This window comes from Dellaglioa sp. CoH-56-MRSF-12, assembly GCF_056782075.1.
This window is the reverse complement of record NZ_JBXAYD010000001.1, coordinates 361051-372790: the sequence shown is the minus strand read 5'-3', so window position 1 is coordinate 372790 and position 11740 is coordinate 361051. Positions and strand designations below refer to the sequence as shown.

Annotated in this window: 12 protein-coding genes; 2 read left to right on the top strand and 10 right to left on the bottom strand. The window is 35.2% G+C overall.

Translation table 11 applies throughout. The features are described 5' to 3' along the window. Positions 1 to 6: 6 nt before the first annotated feature. The 5 genes from AC1RPY_RS01720 to AC1RPY_RS01700 form a co-directional block, all read right to left on the bottom strand. Positions 7 to 1383 carry a UDP-N-acetylmuramoyl-tripeptide--D-alanyl-D-alanine ligase gene (locus AC1RPY_RS01720; protein ID WP_481760861.1) on the bottom strand — a complete coding sequence of 459 codons (1377 nt, stop codon included), beginning with the start codon at positions 1381 to 1383 and terminating at the stop codon, positions 7 to 9. Positions 1384 to 1417: 34 nt separating this feature from the next. Continuing rightward, positions 1418 to 2491: a D-alanine--D-alanine ligase family protein gene (locus tag AC1RPY_RS01715; protein ID WP_481760862.1), complete on the bottom strand. Its 1074-nt coding sequence runs from the start codon at positions 2489 to 2491 to the stop codon at positions 1418 to 1420. A 94-nt stretch (positions 2492 to 2585) separates the two neighbouring features. Beyond that, complete coding sequence (locus AC1RPY_RS01710) at positions 2586 to 3374, bottom strand: hypothetical protein (RefSeq protein WP_481760863.1); 789 nt, start codon at positions 3372 to 3374, stop codon at positions 2586 to 2588. Positions 3375 to 3402: 28 nt separating this feature from the next. Continuing rightward, on the bottom strand, positions 3403 to 4296 hold the full coding sequence (gene htpX, locus AC1RPY_RS01705; protein WP_409021596.1) for a zinc metalloprotease HtpX: 894 nt from the start codon (positions 4294 to 4296) through the stop codon (positions 3403 to 3405). Positions 4297 to 4314: 18 nt separating this feature from the next. After that, positions 4315 to 4872, bottom strand: coding sequence for a LemA family protein (locus tag AC1RPY_RS01700; RefSeq protein WP_409021597.1), 558 nt, complete (start codon positions 4870 to 4872; stop codon positions 4315 to 4317). Between the two features lie 189 nt (positions 4873 to 5061). Here AC1RPY_RS01700 and AC1RPY_RS01695 point away from each other — a divergent pair, with 189 nt between their 5' ends. Further along, the gene (locus tag AC1RPY_RS01695; protein ID WP_481760864.1) at positions 5062 to 5526 is read left to right on the top strand and encodes a low molecular weight protein-tyrosine-phosphatase; all 465 of its coding nucleotides are present in this window, start codon (positions 5062 to 5064) and stop codon (positions 5524 to 5526) included. A 40-nt stretch (positions 5527 to 5566) separates the two neighbouring features. On the opposite strand, the gene AC1RPY_RS01690 is transcribed toward AC1RPY_RS01695, so the two are convergent. Continuing rightward, complete coding sequence (locus AC1RPY_RS01690; RefSeq protein WP_481760865.1) at positions 5567 to 6277, bottom strand: class A sortase; 711 nt, start codon at positions 6275 to 6277, stop codon at positions 5567 to 5569. Between the two features lie 107 nt (positions 6278 to 6384). Between AC1RPY_RS01690 and AC1RPY_RS01685 the strand changes: the two genes are divergently transcribed. Beyond that, the gene (locus AC1RPY_RS01685; protein WP_481760866.1) at positions 6385 to 7620 is read left to right on the top strand and encodes a multidrug efflux MFS transporter; all 1236 of its coding nucleotides are present in this window, start codon (positions 6385 to 6387) and stop codon (positions 7618 to 7620) included. Positions 7621 to 7705: 85 nt separating this feature from the next. Here the strand turns inward: AC1RPY_RS01685 and AC1RPY_RS01680 are convergent, their stop codons facing one another. From AC1RPY_RS01680 to AC1RPY_RS01665, 4 genes are all read right to left on the bottom strand, one after another. After that, positions 7706 to 7969: a type B 50S ribosomal protein L31 gene (locus tag AC1RPY_RS01680; RefSeq protein WP_409021601.1), complete on the bottom strand. Its 264-nt coding sequence runs from the start codon at positions 7967 to 7969 to the stop codon at positions 7706 to 7708. Positions 7970 to 8075: 106 nt separating this feature from the next. After that, positions 8076 to 9341 carry a transcription termination factor Rho gene (gene rho, locus AC1RPY_RS01675; RefSeq protein ID WP_409021602.1) on the bottom strand — a complete coding sequence of 422 codons (1266 nt, stop codon included), beginning with the start codon at positions 9339 to 9341 and terminating at the stop codon, positions 8076 to 8078. 8 nt (positions 9342 to 9349) lie between these two features. Beyond that, a complete protein-coding gene (locus AC1RPY_RS01670; RefSeq protein ID WP_481760867.1) occupies positions 9350 to 10615 on the bottom strand; it encodes a UDP-N-acetylglucosamine 1-carboxyvinyltransferase in 1266 nt (421 codons plus the stop codon). A gap of 124 nt (positions 10616 to 10739) precedes the next feature. Next, entirely contained in the window at positions 10740 to 11618 is an 879-nt protein-coding gene (locus AC1RPY_RS01665) for an RluA family pseudouridine synthase (protein ID WP_481762396.1), read from the bottom strand. Between the last annotated feature and the right edge of the window lie 122 nt (positions 11619 to 11740).

The window sequence follows — 11740 nt, the reverse complement described above, 5'->3', positions numbered from 1 at the left end:
AACTCTCTAATTACTTTGTAAAGCCGATAAAACGGTTTCTAAATGAACGCCATGGCTTCCTTTAATCAAAATAGAATCTTTTTCAGTACGTATTTTTAATAAATCTTCAACCATAGCTTCTTTTTCATCTAAATCATAATAATGAAGATGTTGATCATCATACTTTGATTTTAATGCTGTTGCTAAAGATTTTATTTGTTCTCCGTAAAGATAAACGCTTTGAATTTTTTCATTATCAAAACTATCAGCCAAGCTGAGATGCATATCGCTAGATTGCTCACCTAATTCAAGCATATCACCCAAAACAACCATTCGATTACCTTCAACATCGCTGTTTGAGAATGCTTTGATAACAGCTTTTGCAGCTGTCGGATTTGAATTATAGACATCACTTAAAATTGACTCGCCCAAATGACCTCTAAGCCACTCTGTCCGATTCTTCGTTAAATCAAAATCACTAAGCGCCTTTACAATATTTTTAGGTGACACACGATAATGACGACCAACTGAGATAGCAGCCATCGCATTATCTACGTTATATGTGCCAATCATTGGAATTGTAAAATTAAAATCAGCCATTTCTCTCACTTTAAAGCTAGTCATTGTTTGATTGCCGACAACATTTGAAACACTCAAGTCAGCACTTTCACCATGACCGAAGCCAAATGATTGCTGTTCAATATTGGAAACACGTTCTCTTAATAACGGTTCATCTGCATTATAAACCAACAAGCCGTCTTCTTTCAGCCCATTCACAATTTCCATTTTTGCATCCGCAATTTTATCTCGCGTACCAAAAAATTCGATATGTGCTTCGCCAATCATCGTAATAACAGCGACATCAGGTTGTGCAATTCGACTTAAAAAGTCTAACTCACCAGGATGATCCATCCCCATTTCGACAACAACAACTTCCGTATTAGGTTCTATACTTAATAAAGTCATCGGTACGCCTAAATGATTATTGAAATTCGCTTCCGTTTTACAAACATTATATTGCTGACTTAAAATTTCTGTAATCATATCTTTAGTTGTCGTTTTACCGTTACTACCAGTAACTGCGACAACTTTAGGATTAATTTTATCCAAGTAATGTTTTGCTAAATCTTGGTAAGCCATTAATGTGTCATCTACTAAGATAGCTGGGATTTTCGTTGGCATTGTATCTTGATGGTCAACTGCCCATAAAGTCGCTGTTGCACCATTATCAATCGCACTTTGGATATAATCATGACCGTCATTTTCTGCCACAATAGGTACAAATAAACTGCCTTCCGTTAGTTGTCGACTATCAAATGAAACACTCGATATATTAATTGGTTCATCAGTAATTTCGTTCTTGGCGCTAACTGCGCTCGCAATTTCAGTTAATTGCATTTTCATTATATAAACCCTCGCATTCATATGACCATTAAATCTATTGTTTACTATTATTTGCCTGATTTTTTTTCAATGCTAATTGTAATAATTCTTCAATTAAATCACTGTAACTCAGCCCAACGGCTTCCCACAATCTTGGATACATTGCATTTTTATAAAATCCTGGCATTGTTGTAATCTCATTTAAATAAATATCTTGGTTAGCGCTAATTAAAAAATCACACCTAGCAAGCCCTGATCCATCAATAACCGCAAAAGCTGTTTTAGAAAAACCAACTATCTTATCCAATAATTCCTCATCGAGTTCAACTGGAATTCTGGCTTCGTGATCTTCCTTCATTGCAAGTTTACGATCATAGACGTCATCAAACGACAAAATTTCTCCTGGTACACTTGTTGCGATTTCTTCGTTACCTAATAATCCAATTTCAATTTCACGTGCTACAATGCCTCGTTCTACAATCACTCGAGGACCAAGTTCAAAAGCATTATCAATTGCATATTGTAATTCAACACTATTATTCACCTGTGTAACACCGATTCCTGAACCCAAATTAGATGGTTTCACATACATTGGATAAAGTAATTCGCCCTCACATCTGGCAATCACACTTGCAGTGTTATTTTCCCAAGACTGTGAGTCAATCGCTTGGAATGGTACAACCGGAATTCCGGCTTGTTTAAAGAGTAATTTACTCATTATTTTATCATTACCGACAGCCGATGCTAGTACACTGTTACCAACATAGGGGATATTCAACGTTTCAAGTAGTCCTTGGACAGTTCCATCTTCACCATTTGGGCCATGTAAGACAGGAAAAACCACACTATCTTCAGGGTCAAATCCATTTGGCAAAAATTTTATTCCAGTTGAATTTTCATGATTATTCGTTGCTTGTCCTTTTTCATCTGTTTCTCTAAGTCTTAAATTATCAACAAATTTAACTGGTTCGTTAAGCGTCTGACCTTGCAGCCAATTCCCCGTTTTCGTAATATAAACTGGAATTACCGAATAGTATTGGTAATATATCGCTTGTGTTATTTGAAAAGCAGTTGAAAGTGAGATCTCATGTTCTGCACTTTTACCACCATAGAGTAAATAAACTCGCATTCGTATTGCCCTCCATTTTTTGCACGTCCTATTGTACCATTCTTTTTAAATTCAACAAAAATAAAAAAAGATAACATAATAATACGTTATCTTTTTAGAATATAATACTGTCTTCAAAAGCAGATTTGTTAGAAACTTCGATAAACCATTCTTGATCTACAAATCGATACTCCAAATTAGCAACTAACTTGGCACTTTCTGTCTCCAATGTTGGCTCATGCCACTTCATCTGAGAAACGTTATCTATCATAATATAGACAGGTAATATTAACTTCGTATTATTAATTGTGATCCTTGAAAAATCTAATATTACACCTTCAACAAATAATGGCATTAATTCTTCAACAATTTTTTTAGGTATCTTTTTCAACGTCATAGGACGTCGTCTAAACAGACCATTTTTTTCACGATACGATTGATTCGCATGTCTAATAATTGATTTAGAAAAAACATTATAAAATTGCGTTAAATAACGATAGTAGATTTTTAATGCATCATTTGGTAACGTTAAAAAAACGTAGTCATTCTGCAATTTATAGTAAAAAGGTGATTGAATATGAGAAAATGCATGTCCCAAATATAAGAATTCTGCTACTTCTCTTGGTGTTATTAATTCTAAATCATCTTGACTATCGAAATCAATCCAACTTTGCTTTAACCCAACAGTCTTTTTATTCAAATAACGTGCAGTATCTTCTTCCCCGGTTACCGTGTTAAATCCTGTTGCGATGTCAATTTCATTTTCATAATCCACTGGGTTTAACGATAAAATATTAGTTGGTAATCTGGGAATGCTTGTTATGAAATCTTCTTTGGAAATCCCATATGATAAAATCAAATGAGAAACCGTTTCAACATGAACGTAGACTAAATTGTCTCTCACCACTATCATCCCCATTTTATAAAATAGTTTACATTGCTTCTAATCTTTCAATTCTATCTTCCATCGGTGGATGTGTTTGAAATAATCCAGTTGTTTTTTTCTTCAATGGATTTGAAATATAAAGTGCCGCACTACTTGGATCGGCACGTTCCATTGGTTTACTATCAGAAATTTTTTCCAACGCATGGATTAGTCCTTGCGGATTACGCGTTAATTCAACAGCAGAAGCATCAGCCAAATATTCTCTGTTTCGAGAAAGTGCAAGCTGAGCAATTGTTGCTGCAATTGGTCCTAAAATAACCAATAATAATGATAAAATCATCAAAATAATTTCTAATGATCCGCCACCTTCTCGATCATCACTTCGACGGCGACCTCCGCCCCACCAAAATGAGTTCATTCCAATATTTACTAATAATGAAATTGCTGCCGATAATGCTAATGCAATTGTTGATAATCGAATATCGTAGTTGCGTACATGCGAAATTTCATGCGCCATAACGCCTTCTAATTCTTCACGATTTAATCGATTGATTAAGCCACTTGTTGCAGCAACTGCCGCGTGTTCTGGATTATTTCCCGTTGCAAACGCATTAGGACTATCATCTTCAATAATAAACACTTTTGGCATTGGAACTTGGCCCACAATCGCCATATCTTCAACAACATGCCATAATTCAGGTGCATCATCGACTGATTTTATTTCAGTTGCATGATTCATACTCATGACAACGCTAGTTGATTGTGAAATCATCAATCCCATATAAACAACTGCAATGACAACAGCCATAAGTAGTCCAGAAACAGCACTATTGAAAAAAACATAGCCAACGGCACTACCAATCGCAACCATCAATAAAACAAAACCAATTAAAACATAAACTGTTTTGCGCTTATTTCGCGCGATTTGATCATATAGCATTAGTTATCTCCTAACTGTTTAATCAAATGAAACGTTGGGTACAGCTTTTTCAGCTTCAGGGACTTCAAGATATTCTACTTTTGTAAAATGATGAATTCCGGCAACAATGTTACTTGGAAATGATTGAATTTTTGCATTTAAACTTGCAGCAGTTGAGTTAAATAGTTGACGTGAATAAGAAATTTTATTTTCTGTATTTGATAGTTCTTCCATTAACTTAGTGAATTCTGTGTTAGCTTTTAAATCTGGGTAACTTTCAGATAACGCAAAAATACTTTTCAATGATTGACTCAATTGATTAGAAACTTCCATTGTTGTTTCATGTGCATCCGTTGGTACTTGTGTTAATTGATTACGTAATTCAACTACTTTAGCAAATGTTTCTTTTTCGTGAGTTGCATATCCCTTAACAGTTGAAACTAAGTTAGGAATTAAATCATTACGACGTTTTAATTGGACGTCAATTTGACTCCATGATTCCTCAGTCCGGATTTTTGCTTTTACTAAACCATTGTAGCCGCTAATGTACATAATAACTAAAAGTACTACGATAACTCCGATAATAATCATTGCCATAATTTTCAGTCTCCTCTTTAAATATAAAGTGTCTTATTTTAGTTTCTATTCTTAATTATCATACCAAAGTTAGACCCTTTTAGAAAGCAATTAAGCTAACGGTTACACCAATTTATCTAACTAGTTTTAATAATGTGATTATTATGGCATAATAGCATTATTAAGAAATTTGTAAAGGGGATTATTAACATGAATGTATTATTTGTATGTATGGGAAATATTTGCCGATCACCAATGGCTGAAGCAATGTTACGAGACGATTTAGCTAAGTTAAACCTTTCTGACCAAGTAACTGTTGATTCTGCTGGCACAAGTTCTTCACAAGAAGGAAATGGCGCCCATGAAGGGACTATTACTAAACTTGTTGAACATCAGATTCCAACAGATGGCTTAATCTCACGTCCGGTTAGTTACTTAGATTTCATTAATAGTGATTTAATTATTGCAATGGATGATATCAATGTTGAGCGTCTTGAAAAAGCTGCACCTGCATCTAAAAAAGAAAAAATCGTTAACTTCCTTTCAATTGTTCCCGGTAAAGAAAAAGAATCTGTTCCTGATCCATGGATTACTGGTGACTTTGACGAAACTTATAACTTAATTAGTCTTGGAATGCCTTACTGGATTGATTATATTAAAGCACAAATTAAATAATAAAAATGACCACAAATTTTAAAATTTGTGGTCATTTTTATTATTTATTATTATGAATCATTTTAAAATACTTTTGAACTGTTTTTGGTGCAGCATTGTATGTCCAATCTTTAACATACTCACCTTGGACCATCAAACGTCCGGCACCCGTATCATCACAAGTAATTAATGTGACTAATTTTTCTCCGGGTACATCATCAATAACTTGAACGTCTGTTGCTTTGATATATTTCATTTTAGATGTTTCATACTCATAAATCTTTTTAGCATCTGTTAAATAGATTTTTTGGCCAATTTTCATGCTAACTAATGGACTAAACAATAAATCCTTTCGAATCATATGATGTCCAGCAAGTGCATAATTACCCTCGCCCATTTTTTGGTTTTCCTTTAAAGTTCCAGCAGCAAGTGCCAAGGTATCAGTGCTAACGCCTTTAGCAATCGGCAAGTTCATTGAGACATCCGGAATACTAATTTCTCCAAGTAAAACCAAATTTTTTTCATTTGCTTTTGCTTTCACGACATCTGCCGTATTCAAACTCTTAACTTCACTAAAATCAAAGGATGCTTTTTTATTTTTATTTTTATCGACTAATTCTGAATTAATGGTTGGGTCTGTTAGTCCAACAATAAAGTTTTTAATTTGTTCATTGAATACTAGCGAAAGCCCCACCAATAACAATAGTATTAATAATATAGTTGTTAGCCATTTTTTCCAACGACTTTTTTTAGCTGCTTTATTTTTTTCCATTAATAACCCCCACTTTCGCTTAACAACTATTTTACCATATAACTTTTATCCTTGTTTAGTGTTATGATTATAATTATCAAAAAATATCTTTAGGGGGACTGTTTAATTTGTTGACTTCACTAAAATCAACATTTTTTCGTTCTAGACAACCTTGGGAACAAAATTTATTTGTTTTATGGTTTGGTACGTTCATGGCTGGCGTGGCATTTAGTTTAATTATGCCATTTATGTCACTTTATATTGATACGTTAGGTGACTTCACCAAAACCGAATTAAATTTTTATAGCGGCATTACCTATTCATCTACATTTTTAATTACCGCCATTGTTTCCCCACTATGGGGTCGTTTAGCTGATCGAAAAGGTCGTAAATTAATGATTTTAAGAGCTTCATTCGGAATGGCCATTGTTTTAGGCCTGATGGGGCTTGTCAGTAACGTTTACCAATTAATTGCGTTACGTTTATTACAAGGTGTCTTTTCTGGTTATATTAGTAACTCACAGGCACTGATTGCAACAGAGACACCCAAGCGGCAAAGTGGTAAAGCACTCGGTATTTTAGTTACCGGTAGTGTTACTGGTACTTTATTTGGACCACTAATCGGTGGCGCAATAGCTGGGGTCTTCGGCTATCGTATTACCTTCTTCATTACTGCTGCGATTTTGCTAATTGTTTTCTTACTTAGTTATTTCTTTGTACATGAACATTTTACGCCTGTTGAAAAAGGTGAAATGCAAACGTCAAAAGAAATCTTCAAGAAATTACATCATCCTAAATTAATTATCGGGATGTTTGTCACTACCTTAATCATTCAAGCATCAAATTATTCCATTAGTCCTATTCTAAGCTTATACGTTCGAGAACTCTTACATAACGTTGGAAATGTTACCTTTATCAGTGGGTGTGTGGCTTCTATTCCAGGAATAGCAACGCTAATTGCTGCGCCTCGCTTAGGAGTACTAGGCGATAAAATTGGAACAGAACGTATTTTAAAAATTGCACTTACTGTCGCAATTTTCATTTTTATTCCAATGGCATTAGTGACTAATGTTTGGCAACTTGGCGGCTTACGTTTCTTAATTGGGATTACGGATGCCGCAATGTTACCTGCAGTTCAAACAATTCTAACAAAAAATACACCGGCAGAATTCACAGGTCGAGTGTTCAGTTACAATCAATCATTCCAAGCCATGGGATCAGTCGTTGGTCCTATGATTGGCTCTACCGTTTCTGGCGTATTCGATTACAAAGGTGTCTTTATTTCTACCGCTATTTTAGTTGGTATTAATCTCATCTGGGTTCTCTACGTCACAAAAGGGATGTATTCACGAAAAGCTGAATAGTAACGTTCAATCTAGTTGAACGTTACTATTTTTTTGTATAAAAAAAGGAAGAAGCTTATTGGCTTCTTCCTTTTCGAAATAGTTCTTATTTTGCAGCGTTTGCGTCTGTAAGACCATATTTCTTGTTGAAACGATCCACACGGCCATCGGCTTGAGTGAATTTTTGACGTCCAGTATAGAATGGATGTGAATCCGATGAAATTTCGACACGAATCAATGGGTATGATTTGCCATCTTCCATTTCAATTGTTTCTTCTGAATGTTTTGTTGAACCTGAGATAAATTTGTAACCTGAAGTAGTATCCATAAATACAACTTCATGGTAATCTGGATGGATTTCTTTTTTCATAAGTAAGTATTCTCCTTTGCCCTAATCCATCTGCTGAATTAGAGTTATTCTTTATATTACAACATGCACAATCTTATCACGAATTAACTCGTTTTACAATTAAATTTTATTTACTTGTTTTTGTTAACTCTTTTAAAAATTCAGCATTATTTTTTGTTTTCTTCATTTTTTGGATAACACGTTCCGTAGCACCTAGTGAATCGCCTGTCATCATCTTTCGAATCTGCCATAGTTCTTCAATTGTTTGCTTAGATAATAATAATTCTTCTTTACGTGTACTTGATTTTTTTAAATCGACAGCAGGGAAGATACGGCGTTCAGCAAGCTCTCTTGAGAGTTGTAATTCCATATTACCGGTTCCTTTGAACTCTTCATAAATCACATCATCCATTCGGCTACCCGTATCAACCAAAGCAGTTCCTAATATTGTCAGGCTTCCACCTTCTTCAATATTACGTGCAGCACCAAAGAATTTTTTAGGTCGATAAAATGCTGCTGGATCAATCCCACCTGATAACGTCCGTCCGCTTGGCGGAATCGTTAAATTATACGCTCTAGCCAAGCGAGTAACTGAATCCATTAAAATAACAACATCTTGCTTATCTTCAACTAATCGCATTGCACGTTCTAAAACAAGTTCAGAAACACGCGCATGGTTCTCTGGTTGTTGATCGAATGTTGACGATACAACATCACCTTTAATTGATCGTTCTAAATCAGTCACTTCTTCAGGTCGTTCATCAATTAATAGTACGATTAATTTTACATCGGGATGATTTTCTGCGATTCCTTGAGCAATCTCTTTAAGTAAAGTTGTTTTCCCAGCTTTAGGTGGTGCCACGATTAAACCACGTTGACCAAATCCAATAGGAGCAAATAAATCAGTTAATCTCGTTGAAAGATTTTGACTAGTTGTTTCTAAAGTTAATTGTCGATTAGGATATAAGGGCGTCAGTGCAGGAAAATGTGGACGTTCCTTTGCTTCTTCTGGATTTTTACCATTAACTGTATCAACGTGCATTAACCCATAATAACGTTCATTAGGCTTTGGTGGTCGTGCTTTACCTCCGACTAAATCCCCATTTCTTAAATTAAATCGCTTAATTTGTGAGGCAGAAATATAAATGTCCTCTTGTGATGGGCCGTAGTTAATTGGACGCAAAAAACCGAATCCATCCTGATTGGGAACAATGTCTAAGACACCTTCCATCAAAATGAATCCTTGTTGTTTTGCTTGAGCCCTTAGAATTGCCAAAGACAATTCTTTTTTATTCATTTGGCTATAATATTGTATTTTATATTCTTGGGCATAGCCATAAATTTCTTTAAGCGTCTTGTCTTTTAATTCACCCATCGTTAAGAAGTCGCTCATTTAATCACCTAATCTTCATCAATAATTTCTACATCAGCAGATAAATTTGTCATTTTTTGTACAACGCAATCATAACCACGTAAAATATTATCGGCTTTCTCAATGACAGTCGTACCATTAGTCATTAAAGCAACTTCAAGTAATGCAGCACCTGCACGAATTTCATCTGCATAAACAGTTTGGCCTGTTAATTCAGTTGATTGATTGATTCGAATAATGCCATCTTTTGATTCAATCTTAACACCCATTCGTTGCATTTCTGGAATGTGCTTAATCCGTTCAGGATAAAGTGTATCAATAATACGACTCTCACCTGTAGCCTTGAGCATAACGGCAGTAATTGGTTGTTGCAAGTCAGTTGCAAACCCAGGATATGGTGAAGTTGTCACTTCAATTGGGATAATTTTATCGCCACCAGGAACAAAAATACTATCTTCATTCACTTGGAAAGTAACGCCCATTTCACTAAGTTTAGCTAAAAATGAATCTAAATGTTCAGTAATAACATTCTTAATTAAAACGCCCTCACCCATTGCAGCAGCAAGTGAGATATAAGTACCAGCTTCAATACGATCTGGAATAATCGTATGCGTATTAACAGCTTTTAAGCTATCAACACCTTGAATTCTGATTTCACCAGTCCCCGCACCACGAATATGAGCACCCATATTATTCAAGAATGTTGCAATATCAATGGTTTCAGGTTCTTTTGCAGCATTTTCAATGATTGTGGTTCCTTTTGCACGGACAGCAGCCAATAAAATGTTAATTGTTGCACCCACTGAAACAAGGTCCATAAAAATACGGGCTCCCTTTAATCCTTCAGGGCCACTCGTAATAATCACTGCGTCTTCTTCTTCGATAACTTCAGCGCCAAGAGCTTTAAATCCCTTGATGTGTTGATCAATCGGACGTGGTCCAATATTATCACCACCAGGAAATCCAACAACTGCACGACCGAACCGACCTAATAAGGCACCCATAAAGTAATAAGAAGCTCTTAAACTTTTAATGGCACCACCAGGTAAAGGTTCATCCTTAATCATCGTAGGATCTACCATTAAGTTACCAGCGTTAAATTCAGACTTAACATTCATTTGATCTAAAATTTTCATTAAATTATGTACATCTAAAATATCGGGGACACTGTCAAAATGCACAGGTGTATCCGCAAGAATAGCTGCAGGAATCAATGCAACAGTACTATTCTTAGCACCACCGATTATTACTTCGCCAGACAGTTTTTTACCGCCTCTAATAATCATCTTTTTCATTTATTATTTCCTCACTTAAAAGTGCTTTCACAAATTGATTATAACTATATTAATAATAAAGAAAAAGTTCACGAAATACAATAGATATTCGCCACTTTATCCAAATATACAATCTTGCCTGATACTATTTTAATAATTGAGCCATATCAGCTGGGAGTTCTGATTCAAAAGCTAATTTTTTACCCGTAAATGGATCTTCAAAGCTTAATTTAGCAGCATGTAATGCCTGTCTATCAATACCTTTGTCCATCGGGCCATCATATAACGCATCCCCAACCAAAGCATGATGAATAAAATCAAAATGTACACGAATTTGATGTGTTCGGCCCGTAACTAACTTCACATCAACTAATGTGTAGTCTGGAAATCTCGTTACAACTTTATAAGTTGTTTCTGAGGCTTTTCCTTCAGCCATAACAGAACGACGAATTTCGCCTTCCTTTTTACCAATTGGTTCTTTAATATCTCCTTGATCACTTTTAACGTCACCTGCAACAATTGCTAAGTATGATTTTTCTAACTGACCATTACTTAATTGAGCAGCAATCAAACTATGTGCAAATCCATGCTTAGCTAATAAAACAAGTCCACTTGTAAAACGGTCTAAACGCGTAATAACATGTGGCACGAAACTACTTGAATGAGTTGCAATCAAATGGCCTTTAACACGGTTAACCAATGTTGTATCTTCATTAGATGGGCCTGGCACGGTTACCATACCAGCTGGCTTATCGACTACTAACCAGTTTTCATCTTCAAAGACGATATTTAATGGTTCATCACTTGCATGTATGGCATCGTTATCTGGTTCTTCTGGCAACGTCAAAATAACTTCATCACCATCAATCAGTTGATAATCCCAATATTCATTCTTTTTGTTAACTCGAACTTGTCCCTCGCCTTGTTTAATTCTGGCGATTAATCGTTTACTAACGCCAACCTCAATTAAAAATTTTTTTAAACTAATTGTGCCTTCACCATTGTTTGTTAGCGTAAATTGCATGTCATTATCCTTCATTTCTCGTCATAACGTTTATTCTCTATCTTATCACACTTGGTAGCCTATAAAAAAAGGCGATTATAATCGTTAAATTATAATCGTCTTTTTTTATTTTGTAATAAATA

Bases quoted from the DNA above. Each gene is read 5' to 3' on its own strand.
- AC1RPY_RS01670 (WP_481760867.1), bottom strand. From the start codon at position 10,615: ATGAAAAAGATGATTATTAGAGGCGGTAAAAAACTGTCTGGCGAAGTA.
- AC1RPY_RS01690 (WP_481760865.1), bottom strand. From the start codon at position 6,277: ATGGAAAAAAATAAAGCAGCTAAAAAAAGTCGTTGGAAAAAATGGCTA.
- AC1RPY_RS01700 (WP_409021597.1), bottom strand. From the start codon at position 4,872: ATGGCAATGATTATTATCGGAGTTATCGTAGTACTTTTAGTTATTATG.
- rho (WP_409021602.1), bottom strand. From the start codon at position 9,341: ATGAGCGACTTCTTAACGATGGGTGAATTAAAAGACAAGACGCTTAAA.
- AC1RPY_RS01680 (WP_409021601.1), bottom strand. From the start codon at position 7,969: ATGAAAAAAGAAATCCATCCAGATTACCATGAAGTTGTATTTATGGAT.
- AC1RPY_RS01665 (WP_481762396.1), bottom strand. From the start codon at position 11,618: ATGCAATTTACGCTAACAAACAATGGTGAAGGCACAATTAGTTTAAAA.
- AC1RPY_RS01695 (WP_481760864.1), top strand. From the start codon at position 5,062: ATGAATGTATTATTTGTATGTATGGGAAATATTTGCCGATCACCAATG.
- AC1RPY_RS01715 (WP_481760862.1), bottom strand. From the start codon at position 2,491: ATGCGAGTTTATTTACTCTATGGTGGTAAAAGTGCAGAACATGAGATC.
- AC1RPY_RS01720 (WP_481760861.1), bottom strand. From the start codon at position 1,383: ATGAAAATGCAATTAACTGAAATTGCGAGCGCAGTTAGCGCCAAGAAC.
- htpX (WP_409021596.1), bottom strand. From the start codon at position 4,296: ATGCTATATGATCAAATCGCGCGAAATAAGCGCAAAACAGTTTATGTT.